The following is a 25,435-nucleotide window of genomic DNA, read 5'->3' as shown; positions in this document are numbered from 1 at the left end:
AGCCGGCGTTCGCGGACGCCGGCAACCTTTTGCCCGGAGCCCGCTCAGAGAGAGCGAGCGCGTGCCCACCGATAGAGCTCAACATTCCAAAAGGAAGTAGACGTTGAAAACAATTTCGCGATTCGCATTGCTGGCCCTGGTCGCCGGTCTCGCCGCCTGCTCGGCCCTCGAGAGCGAAAAAATCGACTACAAGAGCGCCGGCAAGGCCCCGACGCTCGAAGTCCCGCCCGATCTCACCCAGCTGTCGCGAGACAACCGCTACGCAGTGCCGGGCGGCGCGGTCACGGCCAACGCCTACCAGGCCGGCCTGGCCAATGCGCCCGGCCTGCCGACCGCGGTCAGCTCGGTCGGCGACGTCAAGATGGAGCGCGCCGGCACGCAGCGCTGGCTGGTCATCAACCGCCCGGCCGACCAGCTCTGGGAACCGGTGCGCGACTTCTGGCAAGAGAGCGGCTTCCTGCTGACCACCGACCAGCGCAATCTCGGCATCATGGAAACCGATTGGGCCGAGAACCGCGCCAAGCTGCCGCAGGACATCATCCGCGGCACCATCGGCAAGCTCATGGACTCGCTCTACTCGACCGGTGAACTCGACCGCTTCCGCACCCGCCTCGAACGCACCCCCAACGGCACCGAGATCTTCATCAGCCACCGCGGCATGGAAGAGGTCTACAGCAGCTCGCGCAAGGACCAGACGGTCTGGCAGCCGCGCGCCAGCGACCCCGAACTCGAAGCCGAATTCCTGCGCCGCCTGATGGTCAAGCTCGGCGTCTCGCAAGAACAGTCGAAGGTCATCGCCGCCGCCGGCGCCGCGCCGCAGACCGCCAAGGTCGCCAATGTCGGCGGCCAGCCGATGGTGCAGATCAACGACAACTTCGAGCGCGCATGGCGCCGCGTCGGCCTGGCGCTCGACCGCACCGGCTTCACGGTCGAAGACCGCGACCGCACCGCCGGCACCTACTTCGTGCGCTACGTGCCGCCGAATCCGAACAAGTCGGACCCGAGCTTCTTCTCCAAGCTGTTCAGCTCGGGCAAGACCGAGGCGCCGCTCAAGTTCCGCATCCTGGTCAAGGGCCAGGGCGAAACCAGCACGGTCTCGGTGCTGAACGAAGCCGGCGCGCCGGACAGCACGGCCAATGCGCAGCGCATCGTGCAGGTCATCGCCGACGACCTGAAGTAAGCCGGACCCGATGCTGCGCTTCCGCAGTCTGGGCAGCGGCAGCACCGGCAACGCCACGCTGGTCGAGGCGACGAGCGGCGGCCGCGTCACGCGGCTGCTGATCGACTGCGGCTTCGCGCTGCGCCACCTCGACGCGCGGCTGGCCGCCGCCGGCCTCGCGGCCGCCGATATCGACGCCGTCTTCATCACCCACGAGCATGGCGACCATATCGGCTGCGCGCGGGCCTTGTCGCGCCGTGAGCGGATCCCCGTGTGGATGAGCGAAGGCACCTGGCTGGCGACCGGCGCGCACGACTACGAGGGCCTGCTGCAGCTGGCGCGCGACGGCATCGACATCGAGGTCGGCGACCTCTGCATCCAGCCCTTCACGGTGCCGCACGACGCGCGCGAGCCGCTGCAGCTGCGCTGCACCGACGGCGCGCGCCACCTCGGCGTGCTCACCGACCTCGGCCATGCCACCCCGCACGTGCTGGCCCGCCTGATGGGCCTGGATGCCCTGCTGCTGGAGTTCAACCACGACAGCGACCTGCTGGCCGGTTCCGCCTACCCGCCTTTCCTCAAGCAGCGTGTCGGCGGCAACTACGGGCATCTGTCGAACAGCGCGGCCGGCGCCATCGCGCGCGCGGTGCACCACGGTGGCCTGCGCCACCTGCTGGCGGCGCACCTGAGCGAGCAGAACAACCGGCCCGACATCGTGCGCGAGGCGATGGCGGCGGCGCTGGGCGCCAGCGCCGACGAGATGCTCACGGCCACGGCAGCCGAAGGATCGCCCTGGCTCGACCTCTGAGCCCATGAAAAAGGCCGCCCGAGGGCGGCCCGCAACGAAATGCGCCCTGCCCTCAGGGCTTGGCCGGTGGCGTCTCGGCGTTCTTCTTCGCAGCCTCGGTCGCCGCATTGGCGGCATCGAGCGCGGACTGCGCATTGGGCGCCGGTGCCGGCGCAGGTGCGGGTGCCGGCGCGGCCGGCGGCGTCACGACGACGGGTGCCGGCGCGACGACCGCGGGCGGCTCATCCTTCTTTCCGCAGGCCGTCAGCGCGGCGGCAGCCATCAGGGCAGCGATCAACAGGGACTTCTTCATTGGGGACTCCTTTGGATGAAGACAGCAAGGAAAAAATTCTAGACCTGTCCTCCGGTCCCGCGCCCCGATCCGGTGCGATTCGCGGCTTTGGCTTACAAGCCCAGCGTGCTCGCCGGAAAGGCCGGCCGCGCATGCCGCAGGCATTCGTCGATCCGCTCGCGCAGTGCGCGCCGCGCCTCGGGCGTGCGCCCGCAGGTGCCGCGCACGTGTTCGAGGTCGACGCGATGCAGGAACCAGCCCGGCGTCCAGATAGCGCTGGGCACCGGCGGCAAGCCCGGACCCTGGCAGGCCCGAGCATCGATGATGTGGCTCCACATGCGCCGCCAGTGCACGAAGCGTGCATGTTCGCGCGCGAAGATGTCGAAACGCTGCGCCAGCAAGACCATGCTTCGGCCGGCCGCGGACCACGCCTGCAGCGCCTCGACGGTGCTGCGCTCGCCCAGCGGCCAGTCGACGAAGTCGGGGTCGGACAGCACGATCTCACGCCAGTTCTGGCGCGCCGCGGCGCCGAGCGCGGCCTGCAGATGGTCATGAAAAGCTCGGCGGCCGTCGAAGGCGCCGTCGGGCAGGTCGACCGCGGTCACGTCATCCGGCATGCAGCCACCCCGCCTCGCACCAGTCGCTCAGCAGGGCCAGCGCATCCTCGCTGGCCCCGGCCAGTTCGCGCGGCCCGAGTGCACGTTGGTCCGCGAGCTTGCGCATCAGCGTGGCGTCGCGGCCGCCGGCACGAAAGCTCTCGCCGTTGATGTAGAGGTGGCGCGCGTCGTAGAGCATGCGGGTGCGGCGATCCAGCATGACGGCGTTCCACTGCCCGGGCGCCTCGCCGGCATCGAACCAGACCGTCGGCTTCGGCTCGGTCATCGACTCGCCGAGCGCGCGGTCGATCACCTCGCCGTCGCGCACCGCGGCCAGCACCGCTTCGCGCGCAAAGGCCTGCAGCGCCGGCGGCATCGCGGCCGGGTTCGCGAGCGCGTCCTGCGTGGGGTCGCGGTAGTGCACGGCGGCCCTCGCCGGTTCGTCCTGGAGCGCGTCGGCATGGGCCTCGGCGATGCGCGCCAACAGGTCGGCCCCGAGCGGAGCGGCAGCCGGCGAGCGCAGGCCGATCGAGCAGGTCATGCAGTCGTCGCCGACCGCCACGCCGTCGTGCGCATAGCGCGGCGGCAGGTAGAGCATGTCGCCGGGCTCGAGCACGAAGCTCTGCTCGGCCTCGAAGTTCGAGAGGATCTTGAGCGGCACGCCGGGCTGCAGGCTCAAGTCGCGCTGTTTGCCGATCGACCAGCGGCGGCGCCCCTGAGCCTGGAGCAGGAACACGTCGTAGCTGTCGAAATGCGGACCGACGCCTCCGCCGTCGCTGGCGTAGCTGATCATCAGATCGTCGAGCCGGGCGTCGGGCACGAAACGGAACTGTTGCAACAGATCGTGAACCCCCTGATCATGCAGGTCGACGCCTTGCACCAGCAGGGTCCAGCCGGGTTGGTGCAGGCCCGGTAGCGCACGGCGCGCGAAGGGCCCGTGTTTCAGGGCCCAGCCGGACTTGCGATGGCGGACCAGGCGCGACTCGACCTCGTCGCGCGCCGCCAGGTCGAACAGCGCGGGCCGTGCGATCGGTGGCACCATGCCGGGCACGGCCTGGCGAACGAGCAGCGGCTTCTTCTGCCAGTGGCGTCGCATGAACTGGCGGGCGCTGAGGCCGCCGAGCAGAGGCAGGGGTAGATCAATCTCCATGGGAGAATTGTCCAATGGAAATCACTGAACAATGCGTGGTGGGACTGACCTGGACGCTGAAAGATACGCTGGGCGAAGTCCTTGACGTGCTAGACGACCCGGTGGAGTTCCTGGTCGGCGGCGGCGACCTCTTCGATGCCATCGAAGCCGCCCTGCTCGGCCACGAACCCGGCGCCCGGGTGCAATTGCAGCTCGAACCCGAACAGGCCTTTGGGGACTTCAACGACCAGTTGCTGTTCCTCGAGCCGCGCTCGCTGTTCCCGCCCGAAACCGAAGAAGGCATGACCTTCGACGGCGCGGCGCTGCCCAAGGGCGTCAACCCCGACATGCCCAAGGACGTGCTCTACACCGTGAGCGAGATCTACCCCGAGCACCTGGTGCTGGACGGCAACCATCCGCTGGCCGGCATCGCGATACGGCTCGACATGACCGTGAAATCGGTGCGCGACGCCACCGAGGACGAGGTCGGCCGCGGCACCGCAGGCACCGGCTTCTTCAAGATCCCGCCCTCCGCTCCGGGCAACGACCTGCTCCACTGAAGCTGTTTGCGGACGACAAAAAGCCGGGCATGCCCGGCTTTCTGCTTGGTCGCGCGGTCGCTCAGAAGCGGGAGATCTGGCCGTTGTCGATCCGCACGCGGTCGCCGATGCGCAGGTCGCCCGGGCTCGGCACGTCGAAGGCGCGGTAGCCGCCGTTGTCGGTCTGGACCGAGACACGATAGCTCTGGTAGGCGCGCGGCGCTCTGTTGTTCGACTCGACCGCATTGCCGATCAGGGCACCGCCCACGGCACCGGCAATGGTCGCGGCGGTGTTGCCGCGGCCGCTGCCGACCTGGTGGCCGAGCACGCCGCCGACCACGCCACCGGCCACCGCGCCGACGCCGCTCGGGGCCGCGCCCGCACTCTGGCTCTGGACGACCTCGATGTTGGCAACCCGGCCGTATTCCACATAGGGACCCTGCTGCACCGGCTGCGGCGCCTGATAGGGGTAGCTGGAGGTCTGGTAGACCGGCGCCGGCGCGACGCAGGCGGTCAAGGTGGCGAGTGCCAGCATCGAAGCGCTGACGGAAATGAATCGAAATGGGATCTTCATGATGTTGTGCTCCTCAAGCAAATCTATCTGTTCAACGCGGCACAGGTGCGCCGGATGACCTGAAACCGATCGTCGCCGATTGGAGCGCCGCGGCCATGGCCGGTTCCGGTCTTTACGTGTGAGCAACAAATGCCAAACGTTGAAGGCGCCGCCCTACAAGGCGGTGCAGGCGTCAATGCTTGCCGGTCGAACCGTAGCCGCCCTCACCCCGCTCGCTGGGCGGGAACTCGGCCACCACCTCGAACGTCGCCTGCACCACCGGCACGATCACCAGTTGCGCCAGCCGTTCCATGGGCTGCAGCACGAAGGGCGTGTCGCTGCGGTTCCAGGCGCTGATCTTCAGCTCGCCCTGGTAGTCGCTGTCGATCAGGCCGACCAGGTTGCCGAGCACGATGCCGTGCTTGTGGCCCAGGCCCGAGCGCGGCAGGATCAGCGCCGCGAAACCCGGGTCGGCCAGGTGGATGGCGATGCCGGTGCCCACCAGTTGCCAGCCATTGGGCTCCAGCGTGACCGGCGCGTCGAGGCAGGCCCGCAGGTCCAGCCCGGCGCTGCCGGGGGTGGCGTAGGCGGGCAGTTGGTCCTGCATGCGGGGATCGAGGATGCGAACGTCGACTTTCAATTCGTGTGACCTGTTGCGTGAGATGAAAACGAGCCGGCTCAACGCGAGCCGGCGGAAGGAAGGCGGGCCGCGATCTCGGCCACCAGGTCGCGCGCCAGCGTCAGCTTGGGGGCGCGCGGCAGTTCGCGCACACCCTGGGCGTCGACCAGCAGCAGGCTGTTGTCGTCCTGGCCGAAGGTGAGCGGGCCGATGTTGCCGACCAAGAGCGGGATGCCCTTGCGTTCGCGCTTGGCCTTGGCATGGGCCTCGAGATTCTCGCTCTCGGCGGCGAAGCCGACGCAGAACAGCTGGCCGGCCTTGGCGCGTGCGCCCTGGGCCACGGTCAGCAGGATGTCGTCGTTCTCGACGAAATGCAGCACCGGCGGCTTGCCGCTGCCGTCCTTCTTGATCTTCTGCGCGCTGTGCGACGCCGGGCGCCAGTCGGCGACCGCCGCGGTGGCGACGAAGACCGAAGCCGATTGCGTGGCCTGCAGCGTGGCGTCGAGCATGTCTCGGGCCGATTGAACGTCGACCCGGCGCACGCCGCGCGGCGTCGGCAGGTGCACCGGGCCAGCCACCAGCGTGACCTCGGCGCCGGCATCGTGCGCGGCCCGGGCGATGGCGAAGCCCATCTTCCCGGACGAATGGTTGGTGATGCCGCGGATCGGATCGAGCGCCTCGAAGGTCGGCCCGGCGGTGACCACGACCTGCTGGCCGGCCAGCACCTTGGGCTGGAATTGCGAGATCACTTCCTCGAGCAACTGCTGTGCCTCCAGCATGCGGCCGTCGCCGGTCTCGCCGCAGGCCTGCCAGCCGTTGCCGACGCCGAGCACGCGCGCGCCGTCTGCATCGACTTGGCGCAGATTGCGCTGGGTCGCGGGATGAACCCACATCTCCCGGTTCATGGCCGGAGCGATCAAGAGCGGCACCCGCTCGGCCGGCCGTGCGAGGCACAGCAGGCTCAGCAGTTCGTCCGAGCGCCCCTGCACCAGGCGGGCGATGAAATCGGCACTGGCGGGCGCCAGCAGGATCGCATCGGCCTCGCGGCTCAGGTTGATGTGCGGCATGTTGTTGGGTTCGCGCGCATCCCACTGCGAGCCGTAGACCGGGCGCCCCGAGAGCGCCTGCATCGTGACCGGCGTGATGAACTGCTCCGCCGCCTCGGTCATGACCACCTGCACCGTGGCGCCGGCCTTGACCAGCAGCCGGCACAACTCGGCCGACTTGTAGCAGGCGATGCCCCCCGTGAGCCCCAGAACGATGTGTTTTCCGCCAAGTTCTTCCATGGCCGGCAGTGTATCTGTCGCCCCCTGGCTGCGTCACTGCGTGACTTGCTGCCCCCCAAGGGGGTCGGCCGCTTGGGGCGGCCCTGCGCCGGCCGGGGGCACGGGGCGCCACCTATAATCCCTATTTCCCACTTCCCGGATCTGCGTCCGGAACTGGCATGACCAAATTCGTCTTCGTCACCGGCGGTGTGGTGTCTTCCCTGGGCAAGGGAATCGCCTCCGCCTCGCTCGCCGCCATCCTTGAATCGCGCGGCCTCAAAGTCACCCTCATCAAGCTCGATCCGTACATCAATGTCGACCCCGGCACGATGTCGCCGTTCCAGCATGGCGAGGTGTTCGTCACCGACGACGGCGCCGAAACCGACCTCGACCTCGGCCACTACGAGCGCTTCATCACGACGCGCATGCGCCGTGCCAACAATTTCACCACCGGCCAGATCTACAAGTCCGTGCTCGAAAAAGAGCGCCGCGGCGACTACCTCGGCAAGACGGTGCAGGTGATCCCGCACATCACCAACGAGATCCAGGAGTACGTCAAGCGCGGTGCCGGCATCGGCACCGCCCACGAGGTCGACGTCGCGATCGTCGAGATCGGCGGCACGGTCGGCGACATCGAGTCGCTGCCCTTCCTCGAGGCGGTGCGCCAGATGAGCCTGCGCATGGGCCCGAACAACTCGGCCTTCGTGCACCTGAGCTACGTGCCGTGGATCGCCGCGGCCGGCGAGCTCAAGACCAAGCCGACCCAGCACACGGCCAAGGAGCTGCGTGCCATCGGCATCCAGGCCGACGCCCTGCTGTGCCGCGCCGACCGCCCGATCCCCGACGACGAGCGGGCCAAGATCTCGCTGTTCTCGAACGTGCCCGAATGGGGCGTGATCTCGATGTGGGACGTCGACACCATCTACAAGGTGCCGCGCATGCTGCACGAGCAGGGCCTCGACGGGCTCATCTGCGACAAGCTGCGCATCAACACGCCGCCGGCCAAGCTCAAGCGCTGGGACGACCTGGTCTACGAGGTCGAACACCCGAAGAAGGAAGTCACCATCGCGATGGTCGGCAAGTACGTCGACCTGTCGGACAGCTACAAGTCGCTCAACGAGGCGCTGCGCCACGCCGGCATGAAGAACCATGCCCGCGTCAAGATCGACTACATCGACTCCGAGACCATCACGCCGCAAGACGTGGCCCGGCTCGGCAAGTACGACGCCATCCTGGTGCCGGGCGGTTTCGGCCAGCGCGGCGTCGAGGGCAAGATCGCTGCCGCCCGCTTCGCCCGCGAGACCAAAGTGCCCTACCTGGGCATCTGCCTGGGCATGCAGGTCGCGACCATCGAATACGCACGCAACGTGGCCGGACTCAAGGGCGCCAACAGCACCGAATTCGACCCCGAGACCCCGACCCCCGTGATCGCCCTGATCACCGAGTGGAAGGACAACGACGGCACGGTCAAGACCCGCGACGAGAAGTCCGACCTGGGCGGCACCATGCGCCTGGGCGCGCAGAGCTCCGATGTCGCGCCCGGCACGCTGGCCCACAGCATCTACGGCGACGTCGTGACCGAGCGCCACCGCCATCGCTACGAGGCCAACGTCAACTACCTGGACGAGCTGCGTCGCGCCGGCCTGGTGATCTCGGCGCTGACCCAGCGCGAGCACCTGACCGAGATCGTCGAGTTGCCGAACGACGTGCACCCCTGGTTCATGGGCGTGCAGTTCCACCCCGAGTTCAAGTCCACGCCCTGGGGCGGTCATCCGTTGTTCAATGCATTCATCGCCGCGGCACTCGAGCATCAAGGCGCGGACAAGAAGGCACTGAAGGTGGTCGCATGAAACTCTGCGGATTCGACATCGGGTTGGACAAGCCCTTCTTCCTGATCGCGGGACCCTGCGTCGTCGAGTCCGAGCAGCTTCAGATGGATACGGCCGGCACGCTCAAGGAGATCACCGCCGCGCTCGGCATCCCGTTCATCTTCAAGAGCAGCTTCGACAAGGCCAACCGCTCGTCGGGCACCAGCTTCCGCGGCCCGGGCCGCGACAAGGGCCTCGAAATCCTGGCCAAGGTCAAGCGCGAACTCGGCCTGCCGGTGCTGACCGACGTCCACACCGAAGAAGACATCACGGCGGCGGCGAAGGTGGTCGATGTTCTTCAGACGCCGGCCTTCCTGTGCCGCCAGACCGACTTCATTCGCGCAGTGGCGCAGTCGGGCAAGCCGGTCAACATCAAGAAGGGCCAGTTCCTCGCGCCGCACGACATGAGGAATGTCATCGACAAGGCGCGCGCGGCCGCCAAGGAAAAGGGCCTGCCCGAAGACAGCTTCATGGCCTGCGAACGCGGCGCCAGCTTCGGCTACAACAACCTGGTCTCGGACATGCGCTCGCTGGCGATCATGCGCGAGACCGGCGCCCCGGTGGTGTTCGATGCCACGCACTCGGTGCAGCTGCCGGGCGGCCAGGGCACCAGCTCGGGCGGCCAGCGCGAGATGGTGCCTGTGCTGTCGCGGGCCGCGGTCGCGGTCGGCGTCGCGGGACTCTTCATGGAGACCCATCCGGATCCCGCCAAGGCGCTGAGCGACGGCCCCAACGCCGTGCCGCTCAAGCACATGAAGGCGCTGCTCGAGACGCTGCTGGCGCTCGACCGTGTCACCAAGAAAAACGCATTCCTGGAGGACATCTTCCAACAATGACCAGTGCTTACATCATCGCCAACGTCGAGGTGACCAACCCGACGCAATACGAGGACTACAAGAAGTGGTCCTCCGAAGCCATGAAGGTCCATGGCGCCGAAGTCTGCGTGCGCGGCGGCCAGGTCGAGGTGCTCGAGGGCGACTGGCATCCCGAGCGCATCGTGATCCTCAAGTTTCCGAGCGTCGAGCAAGCGAAGAAATTCAACGACTCGCCCGAGTACGGCAAGGCGCGCGCGGCGCGTCAGGGCGCGGCGATCATGCGCATGATCGTCGTCCAAGGTATCTGAACCTAGAGAAAGAGCAAAGATGAGTGCAATCGTAGACATCGTCGGGCGCGAAATCCTCGACAGCCGCGGCAACCCCACCGTCGAATGCGACGTGCTGCTCGAATCGGGCACCATGGGCCGCGCGGCCGTGCCCTCGGGCGCATCGACCGGCTCGCGCGAAGCGATCGAGCTGCGCGACGGCGACAAGGGCCGCTACCTGGGCAAGGGCGTCCTCAAGGCGGTCGAGAACATCAACACCGAGATCTCCGAGTCGGTGCTCGGCCTCGACGCCAGCGAGCAGGCCTTCCTGGACCGCACGCTGCTCGACCTCGACGGCACCGAGAACAAGGCCCGCCTGGGCGCCAACGCCACCCTCGCGGTGTCGATGGCCGTGGCCCGCGCCGCGGCCGAAGAATCCGGCCTGCCGCTGTACCGCTATTTCGGCGGCATGGGCGGCATGCAGCTGCCGGTGCCGATGATGAACGTCATCAACGGCGGCGCCCACGCCAACAACAGCCTCGACCTGCAGGAGTTCATGATCATCCCCGTGGGCGCCAAGAGCTTCCGCGAATCGGTGCGCTATGGCGCCGAGGTGTTCCATGCGCTCAAGAAGATCCTCGGCGACCGCGGCATCAGCACGGCGGTCGGCGACGAAGGCGGCTTCGCCCCCAGCGTCGAAAGCCACGAGGCGGCCATCCAGCTGATCCTCGAAGCCATCGACAAGGCCGGCTATGTGGCCGGCGAGCAGATCGCCCTGGGCCTCGACTGCGCGGCCAGCGAGTTCTACAAGGACGGCAAGTACGTGCTGGCCGGCGAGAACCTCAGCCTCACGGCCGAGAGCTGGACCGACATGCTCGCAAGCTGGGTCGACAAGTACCCGATCATCAGCATCGAAGACGGCATGCACGAAGGCGACTGGGACGGCTGGAAGCACCTGACCGAGCGCCTCGGCAAGCGCGTGCAGCTGGTCGGCGACGACCTGTTCGTCACCAACACCAAGATCCTGCAAGAGGGCATCGACAAGGGCATCGCCAACTCGATCCTGATCAAGATCAACCAGATCGGCACCCTGACCGAGACCTTCGCCGCGATCGAGATGGCCAAGCGCGCCGGCTACACCGCCGTCATCAGCCACCGCTCGGGCGAGACCGAGGACAGCACCATCGCCGACATCGCGGTGGGCACCAATGCCGGCCAGATCAAGACCGGCTCGCTGTCGCGTTCGGACCGCATCGCCAAGTACAACCAGCTGCTGCGCATCGAGGAAGACCTCGGTGATGTCGCTTCGTACCCGGGCCGCGGCGCCTTCTACAACCTGCGCTGATCCTCCGGCGGACCGGCGCCATGCGCTCACGCATCGTACCGATCATCCTGGTCCTGCTGCTGCTGATCCTTCAGTGGCAGCTCTGGACCGGGCGCGGCAGCGTGCGCGACGTGGCGCAGCTGCAAGAGAAGCTGGCCGACCAGAAGGAGGCCAACGCCAAGGCGGCGATCAACAACGAGCGGCTCTCCGCCGAGGTCAACGACCTCAAGGAAGGGCTCGAGATGGTCGAGGAGCGGGCCCGCCAGGAGCTCGGCATGGTCAAGCCCAACGAAGTGTTCGTGCAGATCACGCACTGAGGGCCGGCGCGGCCGACCGCATGACGCCCGACCTCCCCGCAGGCAGCACGATCGCCCTGATCGGCGCCGACGGCACCGGCAAGACAGCGCTGGCGGGTGCGCTCGCGCAACGGCTGCGACAGCGAGGCATCGCGGTCGTCGACGGCCCGTCGATCCCCATGGCGCTGCCGCGCGGTTGCGCCTTCACGCTGCTGATGGGGCTGGATCTCCCTGTGGCCGACGCCGAAACCCTGCAGCGACGGGAGCAGGCGGACGCGCTGCTGCGCGCTGCGCTGGCCGCGGCCCGACTGCCTTTCGCCGTCGTTCACGGCCGCGGGCCCGAGCGCCTCGCCAGCGCCCTTCGGGCGCTCGGCCTCGGCAGCGCGGAGCCAAGCCGCAGCGCGGCCGCCTGGTCGTGCGAAAAGTGCTCCGACCCGGCGTGCGAGCATCGGCTGTTCACCGACCTGCTTCGCCGGCGGGCCGAAGCCGGCACCGATTCATGAAGACAACGGGGAAGACGCAATGAGTGACAAGATCCTGGTGTTCTACGGCTCGTACCGTTCGGACCGGATGGGCATCCGCCTGGCCGACTACCTGGTCGCCGGCCTCCGGGCGCGGGGCGCCGAGGCCGAACTGGTCGACGCCATGCAAGTCGGTCTGCCCATGCTCGACCGCATGTACAAGGAATACCCGAAAGGCAGCGCGCCGGCGCCCATGGAGGCCCTGGCCGAAAAGATCCGCAATGCCGACGCCTTCGTCTTCGTGACCGGCGAATACAACTGGGGCCCGCAACCCGGCCTCAAGAACCTGACGGACCACTTCCTCGAAGAGTGGTTCTGGCGCCCGGCCGCGGTCGCCAGCTATTCGGCCGGGCGCTTCTCGGGCGTTCGCTCGGGCACCGTGTGGCATTCGATCCTGTCCGAGATGGGCATGGTCGTCGTGTCGAGCACCCTCGCGGTCGGTCCGATCTCGCAGACGCTCGATGCCGACGCCAGGCCGACCGGCGGCGCGGGCGAAGCGCTCGATCGGTCGTTCGTGCGTTTCGCCGACGACCTGGCGTGGTGGACCGAGGCGGCGCGCGCGCAGCGGGCGAAGAAGGCGCCGCCGTACTAGCTGCCACCGGCCGCTGCAGCCGCTCCCGCACGTGACAGGATGTCAACGCTGTCCACCGGGGCCGCCGCCGGGACGTTAGGACTAACATGGGCGTTTTCGCGCCCCTTCCGGAGACTTCCTTGATCTTTCATCGCGCCGCATTCGCCAACCGGGTCGCTTCGGCCGCCGTCGTGGCCGCCGCCCTGTCGCTGGCCGCGGCCGCCCATGCCGAAGTCAATTTTTCGATCGGCGTCGGCGGCCCCGTCTATGAACAACCGGCGCCGGTCTACGTGAATCCGCCGCCGGTCTACTACCAGCCCGCCCCGCCCGTGTACTACCAGCCCGCGCCGCCGGTGTATTACCAGCCGGCGCCCCCGGCGTACTACCAGCCGCCGCCGCCGGCCTACTACCGCCCGGCGCAGCCCTACTATCCGCCGGCGTCCGCGGGACGTCCGAGGCTCAGCGACATGCAGCAGCGCGCGCTGGACAACTGCAGCCTGCTGGCCCCGCGCGAGCAGGGAAGGTGCCGGGCCACGGTCCTGTCGACCACCCGCTAGCGCCCTACTGAACCACCGCGCTTCCCGGCATCTGGTCGCCCGGCGCCGTGAAGATCTGCGCCGCATCGACCGCGTCGAAGCGGTACTGCTTGCCGCAGAAGTCGCACCCGACCTCGATCTCGCCGCGCTCGGCCAGGATGCCCTCGGCCTCCTCGATGCCGAGCCCGCGGATCATGTTGGCGACCCGCCCGCGACCGCAGGTGCAGGCGAAATGCGGTCCCAGCAGGCCGGCCTGCGGTTCGAAGCGCAACAGTTTTTCTTCCCAGAACAGCCGCCGCAGGATGGTGTCGACATCGAGCGTGAGCAGTTCTTCGCGGGTCAGGCTGGACGCCAGGATCGAGATCCGGTTGTAGTCCTCGTTGCGCCCGATCTGGTCCTCGTTGGCCTGGTCGTGGTCGCTGGCCGAAGTGCCTTCGAGATTGCCCTCGCCCTTGACCGGCAGGCGCTGGATGAGCAAGCCCGCGGCCACCTTGTCGTCAGCGGCCAGCACCAGCGTGGTGTCGAGCTGCTCGCTTTGCAGCATGTAGTGCTGCAGCACCTCGCTCAGGCGCCCGAGCTTCTCGCCCTGGTCGCCGAACAGCGGCACCACGCCCTGGTAGGGAGTGGCGCCCGGCAGCTTGTCCTTGGGGTCCAGCGTGATCGCGCAGCGCCCCTTGTTGCTGGCGTTCACCATCTCGGGCAGCCGGGCATCGGCCGGCAGGTCGCCGACCACCTTGGCGGTGGCGCGCAGGCTCAGGTCGGGCTTGGCCTCGGCCACCGCGATCTTGACCGGTCCGTCGCCGAAGATCTGCAGGATCAGCGCCCCGTTGAACTTGATGTTGGACTGCATCAGCGCAGCCGCCGCCGTCATCTCGCCCAGCAGTTCGGCCACCGGCGGCGGATAGGCGCCGGTGGTGGTGTTCGACGCCCGCCGCGCCAGGATTTCCTGCCAGGCGTCGGTCAGGCGGACGATCATGCCGCGCACCGGCATGCCGTCGAACAGGAACTTGTGCAACTCAGACATTGCGTGACACCCCCATGCGCCTTCGGCGCTCCCCCTCAAGGGGGCGCACCCAGTGGCCCGGCGAAGCCGGTTCCACGGGTGCCCTGGCCAGGGAAACGGGGAAGGAACAGGGAGTGAGCTTCATTCAGGCGATCTTCTTCAGGCCCTTCGCGAAGCGATGGGCGTTTTCAACATAGTGCTCGGCGCTCTGCCGCAGCTTGGCGGCGGCCGCATCGTCGAGCGTGCGAACCACCTTGGCCGGCGAGCCGATGATCAGCGAGTTGTCCGGAAACTCCTTGCCCTCGGTCACGACGCTGCCGGCGCCAACGATCGAATTGCGGCCGATCTTCGCGTTATTCAAGACCACCGCCTGGATCCCGATCAGCGAGTTGTCGCCGACGGTGCAGCCGTGCAGCATGACCTGGTGCCCCACCGTCACGTTGTCGCCGATGGTCAGCGGGCAGCCGACGTCGGCATGCAGCACCGACAGGTCCTGGATGTTGCTGTTGCGCCCGATGCTGAGCACCTCGGTGTCGCCACGTATCACGGCGCCGAACCAGACGCTGGCGTTCTCGGCCAGCTTGACGTTGCCGATGACCTGGGCGCTGTCGGCGACCCAGGCGCCGTCGGCCAGTTGCGGCGCCACGCCGTCGAGTTCGTAGAGGGCCATCGCGAGTGTCTCCAAATGAACGAAAACTAGAATTGTAGGGATGCATCCCCGTCTTGGCGCCCTGGCCGCGCTGCGCCTCACCGATCCAGAAGCCAAGGTGGCAGCCACGCGCGCGACCTTCGCCGGCCTCGGCGCGCAGCCGCTGGATCTGCGAGCGCTGCGCACCGGCAACGACGAGGGCGGCGTGCCCGGGCGGCCCGAGCGCCCGCTGCGAGTCTCGGCCACCGCGGTCGGGAAGCGCTCGCCGTTCACGCCCGAGGGGCGCGCCGCGCTGATCCATTCGATCTGCCACATCGAATTCAATGCGATCAACCTGGCGCTCGATGCGGCCTGGCGCTTCGACGGCATGCCCGAGGATTTCTACCGCGACTGGCTGCGCGTGGCCGACGAGGAGGCGCAGCACTTCACGCTGCTGCATGACCACCTGCAGGCGATGGGCCACCGCTACGGCGACTTCACCGGCCACGACGGGCTGTGGTCCATGTGCGAGAAAACCAGCGACGACATCGTGGCCCGGATGGCGCTCGTGCCGCGAACGCTCGAAGCGCGCGGCCTCGATGCCACGCCGCTGATCCAGGCCAAGCTGCGTCGCGTGAACACACCCGACGCGCTGGCGGCCTGCGCCATCCTCGACATCATCCTGCGCGACGAGATCGGCCACGTGGCGGTCGGCAATCGCTGGTACCGCTGGCTCTGCGAGCGCGACGGGCTCGATCCGATCGCGCACTACCGCGCGCTGTATCGCCGCCACGAGGCGCCGCGCCTGAAGGCGCCTTTCAATCTCGAGGCCCGGGCCCTCGCGGGCTTCAGCGACGAAGAACTCGGCGCGCTTCAGCAGCCTTGAAGGCGCTCAGGCCGGCCGCCGCGACACCACCAGCTTGGGCGAGAAGCGCTGCACCACCTCGCCCCGCTGGTTGAGGGTGTCGCAGCGCATCTGCACCATGCCGCGCTCGGGCTTCGAGCGCGATGGCGTCACCTCGACCACTTCGCTTTCGACATGCAGCACGTCACCCGGCCGGGTCGGCCGCGGCCAGCTCAGTTCGCCGCCCGAGCCGATCACGCCGTCGGCCAGCGGGATGCCACTGTCGACCAGCAGCCGCATCGTGATCGCGGCCGTGTGCCAGCCACTGGCCGCCAAGCCCTGGAAGAAGGTGCGCTTGGCCGCCTCGGGGTCCAGGTGGAAGGGCTGCGGGTCGAAGCGGGTCGCGAAGTCGATGATCTGCGCCTCGTCCAGCGCATGCTCGCCGCTGGTGAAGCGGTCGCCGGGCTTCAGGTCTTCGAGGTACAGCTTCGGGGCGTCGGTGGCGGGCATGTCGGTCTCCAATGTCGTTGCAGCGGCCGGTGTTCAGACCCGTTCGAGCACGGTCGCGATGCCCTGCCCGCCGCCGATGCACTGGGTGGCCAGCGCATAGCGGCCATTTTCACGCACCAGCAGCGATGCCGCCTTGCCGGTGATCCGGGCGCCGGTGGCACCCAGCGGATGGCCGATCGAGAGGCCGCCGCCGTCGAGGTTGACCTTGGCCGGGTCGAGCCCGAGATCGCGGATGCAGGCCAGCGCCTGGGACGAGAAGGCCTCGTTGATCTCGATCACGTCGAGGTCCGCCACCGCGAGACCGGCGCGCGCCAGCGCCTTGCGCGTGGCCGGGATGGGGCCGATGCCCATCACCGCCGGATCGACGCCGACCGACGCGAACGACCGGATCCGCGCCAGCGCCTGCAGGCCATGCCGGGCGGCGAAGGTGTCGCTCGTGACCAGCACCACGGCGGCGCCATCGGTCAGCGGCGACGAGGTGCCGGCCGTGACCACGCCGTCGGGCCGGAACGCCGGACGCAAGGCAGCCAGCGCCTCGGCCGAGGTCGTGGGCCGGATGCAGCCGTCGACCGTGACGCTGTCGCCGTTCGGCAGGGCGATGGCGACGATTTCGCCGGCCAGCCGGCCCTGCTCGCGCGCCTCGGCAGCCTTGCGGTGCGACTGCACAGCCAGCGCCTCCTGGTCGCCACGGCTCACGTTCCAGCGCTGTGCCACGTTCTCGGCGGTCTCGCCCATCGAGATATAGGCGTCGCTGCCGGCCAGCAGTTCGGGGTTGGGCGAGAAGTTGAAGCCGCCCTGGGGCACCATCGTCATCGATTCGACCCCGACGCACAGGAAGGCGTCGCCCATGCCGGCCTCGATCTGCGCGGCCGCGATGTGCACCGCCTGCATCGACGAGCCGCAGAAGCGGTTGACCGTCATGCCACCGACTTCGTGCGGCAAGCCGGCCAGCAGTCCGACGATGCGCGCCAGGTTGTTGCCCTGGGCCGCTTCGGGGTAGGCACAGCCGAGGATCACGTCCTCGATCAGCGCCGGGTCGAGATCGGTGCGCGCGAGCAGGCCGCCCACCACCTGCGCGGCCAGGGTGTCGGGCCGGACCTCCGCCAGCGCACCCTTGCGGGCGAAATGAAAGGGGGAACGGGCATATCCGGCGATGACGGCTTTCATGGACTTTTCTCCGATTGACTACCAACCAATAGGTAGTTTTGACTGACAAAAAAGAGGCACGCCTGGCGTGCCGCGACCCACGCTCGCGGCTCAGGCCGCCAGCAGTGACACCCTCAGTTGCTCGATGGCCTCGTCGAAATCGTCGACCCGCCCGGTCATGCGCGCCGAGAGCAGCGCGCCCTGGCAGACGGCGAACACGTAGGCCGCCGACGCCGCCGCGCGGCCGCCCGGCGACAAGGCACCCAGCACGCCGCTGAGCCACAGGATCTGCGTGCCGCGCAAGTCGCGCACGGCGCCCCGCAGTTCCTCGTCGATGCAGTCCCAGCCCGGCGCCAACGCGCCCGCCGGGCAGACACTCTCGCCGGCGCGCAGGCCGTTGCGGTACATCCGGAAGTAGGCCTCCAGCGCAGCCTGCGGCGTGCGCGGCTTGGCGGCCGTCCAATCCTTGAAGGCCTGGGTCGCGGTGCGCAGCACCTCGACGCCGAGCGCCTCCTTGGTCGGGAAGTGGTGATACAGGCTCGCCTTGCGGATGCCAACCTGGTCGGCCACGTCCTGGAAGCTGAAGCCGAGGTACGAACGGGTCTGGATCAGCTCCCGCGCGACCTGCAGGATCTGCTCGCGGGTGGTGGCACCGGCCAGGGTATTTGCTGCGATCATCTACCTACTATAAGGTAGGCGATCCAGGAAATCAAGCCGCGCCGGAAAGGGCTCAGTCCGACCGGATGCCCGCCGCCTTCACGATCTTGCCGTTGTTCGCGTACTCGCTCGCGATCTCGTCGGCGAAGGTGTCGGCCCGGCCACCGGTCGGCACGTTGTCGGTCGCCAGCAGCTTGGCGCGCAGGTCGGGGCTGGCCAGTGCCTTGTTGATCTCGACGTTGTACTTCTCGATCAGGATGGCCGGCGTGCCGGCCGGCGCGAAGACACCGAACTGCGACGACAGGTTGGCCGCCGGATAGCCCAGTTCGGCCAGCGTCGCGACCTTCGGCAGGGTCTCGAGCCGCGCCGGGGCGCCGACCGCCAGCGGCCGCAGCCTGCCGGTCTGGATCTGCGCCGAGACGGTCGGCCCGGCATTGGTCGACAGCACCTCGAACTGGCCGCCGAGCGCGTCGTTGAGCTGTTGGCCGCCGCCCTTGTACGGGATGTGGGTGATGTCGACCTGGGCCGCCGCGCGCAGCTGTTCGAGCACGATGTGGCCGAGCGATGCCTGTCCGGACGTGGCCCAGCGAACCGCGCCCGGACGCGCCCGGGCGTCGTCGAGCAGGCTGCGCAAGTCGCGCATGCCGGTCGCCGGCGTGGCCAGCAGCAGCACCGGCGAATACATCACGCTGGCGACCGGCGCGATGTCCTTGATCGGGTCGAAGGGCGAGCGGCCCAGGTGCGGGTTCAGCACCAGCGGGCTGATCGCCGAAAAGCCCAAGGTGGCGCCATCGGGTGCCGCCTTGGCGACCGCGTCCATGCCGATCGTGCCGCTGGCGCCGGCCTTGTTCTCGACCACCAGCGTGCTGCCGAGCTGGGCCGCCAGCTTGTCGGCCAGCGCCCGCGCGACCACGTCGCTGACGCCGCCCGAGGGATAGGCGACCACCAGCCGGATGGTCTTGGGAACCACCTGAGCCGGCGCGGCGACCGAGGCCAGCATCAGGCCCAGCGCCGCGACGAGCGCTGCAGGACGCAACTTCAGAGACATCGTGAAAACTCCTGGATTCATCCTGCGCATTGTCGTTTCAGCCTCGCGGGTGGTGCCGGGCGTGCATCTGCTTGAGCCGCTCGCGCGCCACGTGGGTGTAGATGGTGGTGGTCGAGATGTCGGCATGGCCCAGCAGCAGCTGGACCGCGCGCAGGTCGGCGCCATGGTTCAGCAGGTGGGTGGCGAAGGCATGCCGCAGCGTGTGGGGCGACAGCGGCACGTGGATGCCGGCCGCCAGGGTGTACTTCTTGACGATGATCCAGAACATCACGCGCGTCATGCCGGCGCCGCGGGCGGTCACGAACAGGTCGGGCGTCTGCTGACCGTCGAGGATCAGCGGCCGGGCATCGTGCAGGTAGCGCTCGATCCAGCGCCTGGCCTCGCCGCCGAAGGGCACCAGCCGCTCCTTGCTGCCCTTGCCGAGCACCCGGATCACGCCGTCGTTGAGACTCAGCTCGAACACCCTGAGCGACACCAGCTCGCTGACCCGCAGGCCGCTCGCATACATCAGCTCGAGCATCGCGCGGTCGCGCAGGCCCAGCGGCGTGTCGACCTCTGGCGCGGCCAGCAGGTCGTCGACCTGCTTCTCCGACAGGGTCTTGATCGCCCGCGGCATCTGCCGGGCCGGCGCCAGCCGCAGGCTCGGGTCGGCCGCGATGCGGTGCTCGCGCAGGGCCCATCGGTAGTAGCGCTTGAACACCGTGAGCCGACGGTTGGCCGAGGTCGCCTTGCCCCGGTCGGACAGGCGCGCGCCCATGTAGGCCTGGAGGTCGCTTTCCAATGCCGCGTTCAGCGGCTTGCCGCGCTGGGCATGCAGCCAGTGGGCGAACAGCGCGAGATCGCGCCGGTAGGCGGCCAGCGTGTTCTTCGACAGGCCGTCCTCGAGCCACAGCGCGTCGACGAAGTCGTCGATCTCGGGGGTCTCCGGGGGTGCTTCGATGGCCTCGCTCATGGCGTGCAAGATAACAAAAAAGAAAAAGCCGCCCGGATGCCGGGCGGCTTTGGCCTGAATGCAGCGAAATCAGTCGAGTTGCAGCTTTTGCTTGACGACGACCTGCTTGTAGACCTCGTATTCGGCCTTGATCTGGGCCGCGAACTGCTCGGGCGTGTTGGCCACGATCAGCGAGCCGGTGTCCTCGATGCGCTTGCGCACGGCCGGGTCCTCGACCGACTTCTTGACGCCGGCGTTGATCTTGTCGACCACCTCCTTCGGCAGGCCCTTGGGGCCCAGGATGCCGTAGTAGGCCATGCGGTTGACCGGCTCCAGGCCGACTTCCTTGAAGGTCGGCACGTTCGGCAGCGCGGCCAGGCGCTGCGGTGCCGACACCACGATCGGCACCAGCTTGCCGCTCTGGATGAACGGCAGCGCCGACGGGATGTTGTCGAACATGATCGCCACCTGCCCGGCCACCACGTCGTTCAGCGCCGGGCCGGCGCCGCGGTAGGGAATGTGCGTGACGTAGGTGTTGGTCAGGCTCTTGTAGAGCTCCATGAGCAGGTGGCCGATGCCGCCCGTGCCCGAGGACGCGTAGGAATACTTGCCGGGATTCTTCTTGAGTTCGGCCACGAACTCGGCGTAGTTCTTGGCCGGGAAGCTCGGGTGCACCGCGATGATGTTCGGCGTCGCCGCGATGTTGACGATCGGCGTGAAGTCGTTGATCGGGTCGTAAGGCGTCTTCGGGTTGATGGCCGGGTTGGCGGCGGTGCTGGACACCGTGGCCACGCCGAGCTTGTAGCCGTCCGGGGCGGCCCGCGCCGTTTCGGTGGCGCCCACGATGCCGCCGCCGCCGGCTTTGTTGATCACGATCACGCTCTGGCCGAGCGCCTTGCCGAGCGGCTCGGAAATGACGCGCGCCACGATGTCCGTGGTGCCGCCCGGCGCGAACGGCACCTGCAGTTCGATCGGCCGGGTCGGGTAGCCCTGCGCCCAGCTGGAACCGGCGAGCGCGAACAGCGCGGCAGCGCCTGCGAGCGCGCTCCATTGACGACGTTGCATTGAATAGCCTCCTCGGGCCGAGAAACGAAAAGGCGGATGCTAACGGGTGACGGCCGCCGCCCACCCCGTGGATAACCCATGGACGACACGGATATCCTCGAAGCGGTGAACTATGCCCAGCTCCTCTTCCCCGACTTCTCCCTCATCGCCTGTGGCTGGCTGCTGTGCCGCTACACCCCCCTTGACCGCCGCGTCTGGGACCAGGTCGAAAGCCTGGTCTACTACTTTCTTTTTCCGGTGCTGCTTTTCCACTCGATCGTGCGCAGCCCGCTCGACTTCGGCGCCACCTCGAACCTGCTGACCGCGGGCGTGGGCGTCGGCCTGTGTGGGATCGCGCTTTCCTATGCCCTGCCCTTCCTGCCCGGCATCGGCGCCCATATCGACCGCCGCGACCATGCCGCCAGCGCGCAGATCGCCTTCCGCTTCAATTCCTTCATCTGCCTCGCCCTGGCCGACCGGATCGCGGGGCCCGAGGGCCTGCTGATGATCGCGGTGCTGATCGGCGTCTGCGTGCCGATGTTCAACATCGCGGCGGTCTGGCCGATGACGCGGCACGCCCAGACCGGCCTGGCGCGCCAGCTGCTGCGCAACCCGCTGATCATCGCCACCGTCACCGGGCTCATCGCCAACCTGCTGGGGCTGGGCGTGCCGACCTGGCTCGAGCCGACGCTGTCGCGCATCGGCGCGGCCTCGCTGGCGCTGGGCCTGATGGCCGCCGGCGCCGGCATGCAGTTCGCGACGATCGCGCGCGGCAAGGTGCTGGCGCTGTCGGTGCTGACGATCCGGCACCTGCTGCTGCCCTTGATCGGCTGGTGGCTCGCGGTGGTGCTCAAGCTTCATCCGGCCCAGGCCGCGGTGCTGCTGACCTTCTCGGCCGTGCCGACCGCCTCGAGCGCCTATGTGCTGGCGGCGCGCATGGGCTACAACGGCCCCTACGTCGCCGGGCTGGTGACGCTGTCCACGCTGCTGGGCGTGGCCAGCCTGCCATTCGCGCTGGGGCTGATCCGCTAGGACCCGCTACGATGCAGCGATGCGCTACCCGCTCCTGGCCGTCCTTGCCGCATCGTCGCTGACGATAGCGGTCCAGGCGCAGGAGTACACCCGCTACCAGGGCAGCTGGAGCGGGCCCTTCCTGTTCTACGTGGCGCAGCAGGACACCGGCACCCAGGGATCGCCCGAGGTCTTCGCGGGCACGCTGCAGATCGAGATCGACGGCGCGGTGCGCGGCGCGGTGCCCGACGCGGCCTGCACCCTGGCGGGTTCGAGCATGGACTACATCACGCCGGCCAATGCCTCGATCGACCTGGTGGCGAGCGGCTGCCGCGATGCGCGGTTCAACGGCCACTTCGTCGGCAAGCTGATCCTCAACCCGCAGCTGAAGTACGCCTCGATCCGGCTCAGCTCGATGCGTTCGCTGGACGCCGGCACCGCCCAGATCTCGGCCATCATCCGGCACTGACCGCCAGCGCCCACGCCACGTGCTCGCGCACCAGCGCGCTGGCATCGTCGCTGCGGCTGGCCAGCGCGGCACGGGCGCCGGCGTCGCCGGCACGCAACGCGTTGCCGAGCGCCACCGCCACGTTGCGCAGCCAGCGCTCGTGGCCGATGCGGCGGATCGGGCTGCCTTCGGTGAATCGCAGGAAATCGGCCTCGGTCCAGGCGAACAGCTCGGCCAGCTGCCGGCCGGTGAGGCCGTCGCGGGCATCGAAATCGGGCAAGGCGCTTTTCTTCGCGAACTTGTTCCAGGGGCAGGCCAGCTGGCAGTCGTCGCAGCCGTAGATGCGGTTGCCGATCAGCGGCCGCAGCTCGAGCGGAATCGGCCCGGCATGCTCGATCGTCAGGTAGGAGATGCAGCGCCGGGCGTCGAGCCGGTGCGGCGCGACGATCGCGCGGGTCGGGCAGATGTCGATGCAGGCGCTGCAGCTGCCGCAGTGCGGCGTCACCGGCTCGCTCGGCGGCAGCGCCATGTCGACGTAGATCTCGCCGAGGAAGAACATCGAGCCGGCCTCGCGGTCGAGCACCAGCGTGTGCTTGCCGCGCCAGCCCTGGCCGCTGCGCGAGGCCAGCTCGGCCTCGAGCACCGGTGCCGAATCGGTGAAGGCGCGGTGGCCGAAGGGCCCGACCTCGTCGGCGATGCGCTCGGCCAGCTTCGCCAGCCGCGAGCGCAGCACCTTGTGGTAATCGCGGCCGCGGGCATAGAGCGAGACGATGCCTTCGGCGGGCCGCGCGAGCCGCGCGAATTCGATCGCCTGCCAGTCGTCCGGCGTCGCGCGCGGCAGGTAGTCCATGCGCGCCGTGATGACCGAGACCGTGCCCGGCACCAGCTCGGCCGGCCGCGCGCGGCGCGTGCCGTGGGCGGCCATGTAGTGCATGTCGCCGTGGAAGCCTTCGGCCAGCCATTGCATCAATCCGGCCTCGGCGCTCGACAGGTCGACACCGGCGATGCCGATTTGGGAGAATCCGAGCTCCCGGGCCAAGGCCTGAATCCTGTTGACGATTTGATGGCTGCCGATCACCTGCCGATTGTAGAAACGCACAGCGCGACCCAGGTCTGGCGCACCGAGGCCGACACCGAGGCCCTGGCGCTGGCGCTGGCGCGCTCGCCTGCGCTGCGCGACGCCTTCGTCTCGCTGCAGGGCGACCTCGGCGCCGGCAAGACCACCTTCGTACGCCACCTGCTGCGCGCGCTCGGCATCGCCGGGCGCATCAAGAGCCCGACCTACGCGGTGGTGGAGCCACACGAGGCACCCGATGGCCTAGCGATCTTCCATTTCGACTTCTATCGCTTCAGCGATCCGCGCGAATGGGAGGACGCCGGTTTCCGTGACATCTTCGCGGGCCCGGGCCTCAAGCTGGCCGAATGGCCCGAAAACGCGGCCGGGCGCATTCCTCTTGCGGACCTCGCTATTAAAATCGAAGCAATGACCGACGACACCCGCACCGTGACACTGCGCGCCCACACCGAGCGAGGCACGCGCCTGCTCGCGGCCACTGCATGAAGGCGAGCGGACTGAAGCGGCGCGTGCTGCTGCAAGGCGGCAGCGTGGCGCTGCTGCTGGGCCTGCACGAGATCGCCCGCGGTGCCACCATCATGGCGGTGCGGGTATGGCCCGCGGCCGACTACACCCGCGTCACGATCGAATCCGACGGCCGCCTCAGTTCGCAGCAGCTGGTGGTCGGCAGCCCGCCGCGGCTGGCGGTCGACATCACCGGCATCGAGCTCAATCCGGCCCTGCGCGAGCTGGTCGGCAAGATCAAGCCCGACGACCCCTTCATCAACGGCCTGCGCGTCGGCCAGTTCGCGCCCGGCGTGGTGCGCATCGTCTTCGACCTCAAGCAGGCGGTGGCGCCGCAGGTGTTCTCGCTGGCGCCGGTGGCAGCCTACCGCGACCGGCTGGTGCTCGACCTGTATCCGCAGCAGGCGACCGACCCGCTCGAGTCGCTGATCGCCGAACGCATGCGCGAGGCGCCCAAGGCGGCGCCCCCCGACGCGGCGACGGCATCGTCGCCGCCGCCCGCCGCCGGCCCGGTCGACCCGCTGGGCGACCTGATGGCCCAGCAGGCCGCGCGGCCGCTCTCGCGCGGCGCGCCGCAGGGTTCGCCGCCGCAGGTGTCGGTCTCGCAGGCCAATCGCCCCTCGGCCCCGGTCGGCCCGATGCCGATGCCGATGCCGCCCCTGGCCAGCGCGCCGCCGCCGGCCGAGCCAGCGACCCGGGGCGCGACCGCCAGCCAGACCGATCGCATCATCATCGTCGCGCTCGATCCGGGCCACGGTGGCGAAGACCCCGGCGCCATCGGCTCCAACGGCACGCGCGAGAAAGACATCGTGCTGCAGATCGCGCACCGGCTGCGGGCCCGCATCAACGCCAGCAGCGTCAACGGCAATCCGATGCGCGCCTTCCTCACCCGCGATGCCGACTTCTTCGTGCCGCTGGGCGTGCGCGTGCAGAAGGCGCGGCGGGTGCAGGCCGACCTCTTCGTCAGCATCCATGCCGATGCCTTCACCACGCCCGACGCGCGCGGCGCCAGCGTGTTCGCGCTGAGCCAGGGCGGCGCGTCGAGCAGCGCCGCGCGCTGGCTCGCCAACAAGGAGAACCAGGCCGACAAGGTCGGCGGCGTCAACGTCGGCAACCACGAGGTGCAGGTGCAGCGCGCGCTGCTCGACATGAGCACCACGGCGCAGATCAACGACAGCCTCAAGCTCGGCGGCGCGATGATCGGCGAGATCAAGGGCATCGGCGCACGGCTGCACAAGGGGCAGGTCGAGCAGGCCGGCTTCGCGGTGCTCAAGGCGCCCGACATCCCGAGCGTGCTGGTCGAGACCGCGTTCATCAGCAATCCCGAAGAAGAAGCCAAGCTGCGCAGCACCGCCTACCAGGAAGAGCTGGCCGATGCGCTGATGCGCGGCATCCAGCGCTACTTCGCGCAGAACCCGCCGCTGGCGCGCAGCCGGCAGCTGTAGCGCGG

General features: G+C 68.7%; 31 protein-coding genes. 16 read left to right on the top strand and 15 right to left on the bottom strand.

Going from position 1 to position 25,435, the window contains the following annotated elements:
- Positions 1–103: 103 nt before the first annotated feature.
- Both bamC and QTI17_RS08680 read left to right on the top strand, forming a co-directional pair.
- Entirely contained in the window at positions 104–1,180 is a 1,077-nt protein-coding gene (bamC, locus tag QTI17_RS08685) for an NlpB/DapX family lipoprotein (protein WP_286532352.1), read from the top strand.
- Positions 1,181–1,190: 10 nt separating this feature from the next.
- On the top strand, positions 1,191–1,967 hold the full coding sequence (locus QTI17_RS08680; protein WP_286532350.1) for an MBL fold metallo-hydrolase: 777 nt from the start codon (positions 1,191–1,193) through the stop codon (positions 1,965–1,967).
- A gap of 52 nt (positions 1,968–2,019) precedes the next feature.
- Here QTI17_RS08680 and QTI17_RS08675 read toward each other — a convergent pair whose 3' ends face one another.
- From QTI17_RS08675 to QTI17_RS08665, 3 genes are all read right to left on the bottom strand, one after another.
- A complete protein-coding gene (locus QTI17_RS08675; RefSeq protein ID WP_286509878.1) occupies positions 2,020–2,259 on the bottom strand; it encodes a hypothetical protein in 240 nt (79 codons plus the stop codon).
- Positions 2,260–2,351: 92 nt separating this feature from the next.
- Positions 2,352–2,855 (bottom strand): hypothetical protein, encoded by a 504-nt coding sequence (locus tag QTI17_RS08670; protein WP_286532349.1) that lies wholly within the window; start codon positions 2,853–2,855, stop codon positions 2,352–2,354.
- Complete coding sequence (locus QTI17_RS08665) at positions 2,845–3,984, bottom strand: JmjC domain-containing protein (protein ID WP_286532347.1); 1,140 nt, start codon at positions 3,982–3,984, stop codon at positions 2,845–2,847. Before QTI17_RS08665 ends, QTI17_RS08670 begins: the two co-directional genes overlap by 11 nt.
- 14 nt (positions 3,985–3,998) lie before the next feature.
- On the opposite strand from QTI17_RS08665, the gene QTI17_RS08660 reads away from it, so the two are divergent.
- The gene (locus QTI17_RS08660) at positions 3,999–4,523 is read left to right on the top strand and encodes an FKBP-type peptidyl-prolyl cis-trans isomerase (RefSeq protein ID WP_286524790.1); all 525 of its coding nucleotides are present in this window, start codon (positions 3,999–4,001) and stop codon (positions 4,521–4,523) included.
- A 61-nt stretch (positions 4,524–4,584) separates the two neighbouring features.
- On the opposite strand, the gene QTI17_RS08655 is transcribed toward QTI17_RS08660, so the two are convergent.
- From QTI17_RS08655 to coaBC, 3 genes are all read right to left on the bottom strand, one after another.
- On the bottom strand, positions 4,585–5,076 hold the full coding sequence (locus QTI17_RS08655; RefSeq protein WP_286532345.1) for an outer membrane lipoprotein: 492 nt from the start codon (positions 5,074–5,076) through the stop codon (positions 4,585–4,587).
- A 172-nt stretch (positions 5,077–5,248) separates the two neighbouring features.
- Positions 5,249–5,695, bottom strand: coding sequence for a dUTP diphosphatase (dut, locus tag QTI17_RS08650; protein WP_286532343.1), 447 nt, complete (start codon positions 5,693–5,695; stop codon positions 5,249–5,251).
- A gap of 38 nt (positions 5,696–5,733) precedes the next feature.
- Entirely contained in the window at positions 5,734–6,960 is a 1,227-nt protein-coding gene (gene coaBC / locus QTI17_RS08645) for a bifunctional phosphopantothenoylcysteine decarboxylase/phosphopantothenate--cysteine ligase CoaBC (RefSeq protein WP_286532341.1), read from the bottom strand.
- 158 nt (positions 6,961–7,118) lie between these two features.
- Here coaBC and pyrG point away from each other — a divergent pair, with 158 nt between their 5' ends.
- The 8 genes from pyrG to QTI17_RS08605 all read left to right on the top strand — a co-directional run bounded on the left by pyrG (position 7,119) and on the right by QTI17_RS08605 (position 13,157).
- Positions 7,119–8,789, top strand: a complete 1,671-nt coding sequence (pyrG, locus tag QTI17_RS08640) for a CTP synthase (RefSeq protein ID WP_286532339.1) — start codon at positions 7,119–7,121, stop codon at positions 8,787–8,789.
- On the top strand, positions 8,786–9,643 hold the full coding sequence (gene kdsA / locus QTI17_RS08635; RefSeq protein ID WP_286532335.1) for a 3-deoxy-8-phosphooctulonate synthase: 858 nt from the start codon (positions 8,786–8,788) through the stop codon (positions 9,641–9,643). Before pyrG ends, kdsA begins: the two co-directional genes overlap by 4 nt.
- Positions 9,640–9,930 carry a DUF1330 domain-containing protein gene (locus QTI17_RS08630; RefSeq protein ID WP_286524799.1) on the top strand — a complete coding sequence of 97 codons (291 nt, stop codon included), beginning with the start codon at positions 9,640–9,642 and terminating at the stop codon, positions 9,928–9,930. Before kdsA ends, QTI17_RS08630 begins: the two co-directional genes overlap by 4 nt.
- A 19-nt stretch (positions 9,931–9,949) precedes the next feature.
- Positions 9,950–11,233 carry a phosphopyruvate hydratase gene (eno, locus tag QTI17_RS08625; protein ID WP_286524800.1) on the top strand — a complete coding sequence of 428 codons (1,284 nt, stop codon included), beginning with the start codon at positions 9,950–9,952 and terminating at the stop codon, positions 11,231–11,233.
- Between the two features lie 20 nt (positions 11,234–11,253).
- The gene (ftsB, locus tag QTI17_RS08620; protein ID WP_286509893.1) at positions 11,254–11,529 is read left to right on the top strand and encodes a cell division protein FtsB; all 276 of its coding nucleotides are present in this window, start codon (positions 11,254–11,256) and stop codon (positions 11,527–11,529) included.
- A gap of 20 nt (positions 11,530–11,549) precedes the next feature.
- Positions 11,550–12,011 (top strand): hypothetical protein, encoded by a 462-nt coding sequence (locus QTI17_RS08615; protein WP_286532333.1) that lies wholly within the window; start codon positions 11,550–11,552, stop codon positions 12,009–12,011.
- Positions 12,012–12,030: 19 nt separating this feature from the next.
- The gene (locus QTI17_RS08610; protein ID WP_286532332.1) at positions 12,031–12,621 is read left to right on the top strand and encodes an NADPH-dependent FMN reductase; all 591 of its coding nucleotides are present in this window, start codon (positions 12,031–12,033) and stop codon (positions 12,619–12,621) included.
- A gap of 119 nt (positions 12,622–12,740) precedes the next feature.
- Positions 12,741–13,157 (top strand): hypothetical protein, encoded by a 417-nt coding sequence (locus tag QTI17_RS08605; RefSeq protein ID WP_286524803.1) that lies wholly within the window; start codon positions 12,741–12,743, stop codon positions 13,155–13,157.
- A gap of 4 nt (positions 13,158–13,161) precedes the next feature.
- Here QTI17_RS08605 and hslO read toward each other — a convergent pair whose 3' ends face one another.
- Both hslO and QTI17_RS08595 read right to left on the bottom strand, forming a co-directional pair.
- Positions 13,162–14,160: an Hsp33 family molecular chaperone HslO gene (gene hslO / locus QTI17_RS08600; RefSeq protein ID WP_286532330.1), complete on the bottom strand. Its 999-nt coding sequence runs from the start codon at positions 14,158–14,160 to the stop codon at positions 13,162–13,164.
- Positions 14,161–14,284: 124 nt separating this feature from the next.
- A complete protein-coding gene (locus QTI17_RS08595) occupies positions 14,285–14,809 on the bottom strand; it encodes a gamma carbonic anhydrase family protein (RefSeq protein WP_286532328.1) in 525 nt (174 codons plus the stop codon).
- 40 nt (positions 14,810–14,849) lie between these two features.
- Here QTI17_RS08595 and QTI17_RS08590 point away from each other — a divergent pair, with 40 nt between their 5' ends.
- Positions 14,850–15,653, top strand: coding sequence for a ferritin-like domain-containing protein (locus QTI17_RS08590; protein ID WP_286532327.1), 804 nt, complete (start codon positions 14,850–14,852; stop codon positions 15,651–15,653).
- Between the two features lie 6 nt (positions 15,654–15,659).
- On the opposite strand, the gene QTI17_RS08585 is transcribed toward QTI17_RS08590, so the two are convergent.
- From QTI17_RS08585 to QTI17_RS08560, 6 genes are all read right to left on the bottom strand, one after another.
- Positions 15,660–16,121, bottom strand: coding sequence for a MaoC family dehydratase (locus tag QTI17_RS08585; protein ID WP_286532326.1), 462 nt, complete (start codon positions 16,119–16,121; stop codon positions 15,660–15,662).
- Positions 16,122–16,154: 33 nt separating this feature from the next.
- A complete protein-coding gene (locus QTI17_RS08580) occupies positions 16,155–17,288 on the bottom strand; it encodes a thiolase family protein (RefSeq protein ID WP_286532324.1) in 1,134 nt (377 codons plus the stop codon).
- A gap of 90 nt (positions 17,289–17,378) precedes the next feature.
- Positions 17,379–17,945: a TetR/AcrR family transcriptional regulator gene (locus QTI17_RS08575; protein WP_286532322.1), complete on the bottom strand. Its 567-nt coding sequence runs from the start codon at positions 17,943–17,945 to the stop codon at positions 17,379–17,381.
- A 52-nt stretch (positions 17,946–17,997) separates the two neighbouring features.
- Positions 17,998–18,972: a Bug family tripartite tricarboxylate transporter substrate binding protein gene (locus QTI17_RS08570; protein ID WP_436411569.1), complete on the bottom strand. Its 975-nt coding sequence runs from the start codon at positions 18,970–18,972 to the stop codon at positions 17,998–18,000.
- A gap of 37 nt (positions 18,973–19,009) precedes the next feature.
- A complete protein-coding gene (gene xerD, locus QTI17_RS08565; protein ID WP_286532319.1) occupies positions 19,010–19,924 on the bottom strand; it encodes a site-specific tyrosine recombinase XerD in 915 nt (304 codons plus the stop codon).
- A gap of 69 nt (positions 19,925–19,993) precedes the next feature.
- Positions 19,994–20,968, bottom strand: a complete 975-nt coding sequence (locus QTI17_RS08560) for a tripartite tricarboxylate transporter substrate binding protein BugE (protein WP_286524819.1) — start codon at positions 20,966–20,968, stop codon at positions 19,994–19,996.
- Positions 20,969–21,061: 93 nt separating this feature from the next.
- On the opposite strand from QTI17_RS08560, the gene QTI17_RS08555 reads away from it, so the two are divergent.
- Together QTI17_RS08555 and QTI17_RS08550 are read left to right on the top strand one after the other, a co-directional pair.
- Entirely contained in the window at positions 21,062–21,979 is a 918-nt protein-coding gene (locus tag QTI17_RS08555) for an AEC family transporter (protein WP_286533102.1), read from the top strand.
- 19 nt (positions 21,980–21,998) lie between these two features.
- On the top strand, positions 21,999–22,427 hold the full coding sequence (locus tag QTI17_RS08550) for a hypothetical protein (protein ID WP_286532317.1): 429 nt from the start codon (positions 21,999–22,001) through the stop codon (positions 22,425–22,427).
- Here QTI17_RS08550 and queG read toward each other — a convergent pair.
- Positions 22,414–23,484, bottom strand: coding sequence for a tRNA epoxyqueuosine(34) reductase QueG (gene queG / locus QTI17_RS08545; RefSeq protein WP_286532315.1), 1,071 nt, complete (start codon positions 23,482–23,484; stop codon positions 22,414–22,416). The two genes, QTI17_RS08550 and queG, sit on opposite strands and share 14 nt — an antisense overlap.
- Here queG and tsaE point away from each other — a divergent pair.
- A complete protein-coding gene (gene tsaE / locus QTI17_RS08540) occupies positions 23,470–23,967 on the top strand; it encodes a tRNA (adenosine(37)-N6)-threonylcarbamoyltransferase complex ATPase subunit type 1 TsaE (protein WP_286532313.1) in 498 nt (165 codons plus the stop codon). The genes queG and tsaE overlap by 15 nt on opposite strands.
- The gene (locus tag QTI17_RS08535) at positions 23,964–25,430 is read left to right on the top strand and encodes an N-acetylmuramoyl-L-alanine amidase (protein ID WP_286532311.1); all 1,467 of its coding nucleotides are present in this window, start codon (positions 23,964–23,966) and stop codon (positions 25,428–25,430) included. Before tsaE ends, QTI17_RS08535 begins: the two co-directional genes overlap by 4 nt.
- Positions 25,431–25,435 lie beyond the last annotated feature (5 nt).

This window comes from Variovorax sp. J31P179, from assembly GCF_030316985.1.
Lineage (GTDB): Bacteria > Pseudomonadota > Gammaproteobacteria > Burkholderiales > Burkholderiaceae_C > Variovorax > Variovorax ginsengisoli_B.
Note: the sequence above shows the minus strand (reverse complement) of the source record. Positions and strands in the feature narration are given on the sequence as shown.

Bases quoted from the DNA above. Each gene is read 5' to 3' on its own strand.
- QTI17_RS08680 (WP_286532350.1), top strand. From the start codon at position 1,191: ATGCTGCGCTTCCGCAGTCTGGGCAGCGGCAGCACCGGCAACGCCACG.
- QTI17_RS08675 (WP_286509878.1), bottom strand. From the start codon at position 2,259: ATGAAGAAGTCCCTGTTGATCGCTGCCCTGATGGCTGCCGCCGCGCTG.
- QTI17_RS08670 (WP_286532349.1), bottom strand. From the start codon at position 2,855: ATGCCGGATGACGTGACCGCGGTCGACCTGCCCGACGGCGCCTTCGAC.
- QTI17_RS08665 (WP_286532347.1), bottom strand. From the start codon at position 3,984: ATGGAGATTGATCTACCCCTGCCTCTGCTCGGCGGCCTCAGCGCCCGC.
- QTI17_RS08660 (WP_286524790.1), top strand. From the start codon at position 3,999: ATGGAAATCACTGAACAATGCGTGGTGGGACTGACCTGGACGCTGAAA.
- QTI17_RS08655 (WP_286532345.1), bottom strand. From the start codon at position 5,076: ATGAAGATCCCATTTCGATTCATTTCCGTCAGCGCTTCGATGCTGGCA.
- coaBC (WP_286532341.1), bottom strand. From the start codon at position 6,960: ATGGAAGAACTTGGCGGAAAACACATCGTTCTGGGGCTCACGGGGGGC.
- pyrG (WP_286532339.1), top strand. From the start codon at position 7,119: ATGACCAAATTCGTCTTCGTCACCGGCGGTGTGGTGTCTTCCCTGGGC.
- kdsA (WP_286532335.1), top strand. From the start codon at position 8,786: ATGAAACTCTGCGGATTCGACATCGGGTTGGACAAGCCCTTCTTCCTG.
- QTI17_RS08630 (WP_286524799.1), top strand. From the start codon at position 9,640: ATGACCAGTGCTTACATCATCGCCAACGTCGAGGTGACCAACCCGACG.
- eno (WP_286524800.1), top strand. From the start codon at position 9,950: ATGAGTGCAATCGTAGACATCGTCGGGCGCGAAATCCTCGACAGCCGC.
- ftsB (WP_286509893.1), top strand. From the start codon at position 11,254: ATGCGCTCACGCATCGTACCGATCATCCTGGTCCTGCTGCTGCTGATC.
- QTI17_RS08615 (WP_286532333.1), top strand. From the start codon at position 11,550: ATGACGCCCGACCTCCCCGCAGGCAGCACGATCGCCCTGATCGGCGCC.
- QTI17_RS08610 (WP_286532332.1), top strand. From the start codon at position 12,031: ATGAGTGACAAGATCCTGGTGTTCTACGGCTCGTACCGTTCGGACCGG.
- hslO (WP_286532330.1), bottom strand. From the start codon at position 14,160: ATGTCTGAGTTGCACAAGTTCCTGTTCGACGGCATGCCGGTGCGCGGC.
- QTI17_RS08595 (WP_286532328.1), bottom strand. From the start codon at position 14,809: ATGGCCCTCTACGAACTCGACGGCGTGGCGCCGCAACTGGCCGACGGC.
- QTI17_RS08590 (WP_286532327.1), top strand. From the start codon at position 14,850: ATGCATCCCCGTCTTGGCGCCCTGGCCGCGCTGCGCCTCACCGATCCA.
- QTI17_RS08585 (WP_286532326.1), bottom strand. From the start codon at position 16,121: ATGCCCGCCACCGACGCCCCGAAGCTGTACCTCGAAGACCTGAAGCCC.
- QTI17_RS08580 (WP_286532324.1), bottom strand. From the start codon at position 17,288: ATGAAAGCCGTCATCGCCGGATATGCCCGTTCCCCCTTTCATTTCGCC.
- QTI17_RS08575 (WP_286532322.1), bottom strand. From the start codon at position 17,945: ATGATCGCAGCAAATACCCTGGCCGGTGCCACCACCCGCGAGCAGATC.
- QTI17_RS08570 (WP_436411569.1), bottom strand. From the start codon at position 18,972: ATGTCTCTGAAGTTGCGTCCTGCAGCGCTCGTCGCGGCGCTGGGCCTG.
- xerD (WP_286532319.1), bottom strand. From the start codon at position 19,924: ATGAGCGAGGCCATCGAAGCACCCCCGGAGACCCCCGAGATCGACGAC.
- QTI17_RS08560 (WP_286524819.1), bottom strand. From the start codon at position 20,968: ATGCAACGTCGTCAATGGAGCGCGCTCGCAGGCGCTGCCGCGCTGTTC.
- QTI17_RS08550 (WP_286532317.1), top strand. From the start codon at position 21,999: ATGCGCTACCCGCTCCTGGCCGTCCTTGCCGCATCGTCGCTGACGATA.
- tsaE (WP_286532313.1), top strand. From the start codon at position 23,470: ATGGCTGCCGATCACCTGCCGATTGTAGAAACGCACAGCGCGACCCAG.
- QTI17_RS08535 (WP_286532311.1), top strand. From the start codon at position 23,964: ATGAAGGCGAGCGGACTGAAGCGGCGCGTGCTGCTGCAAGGCGGCAGC.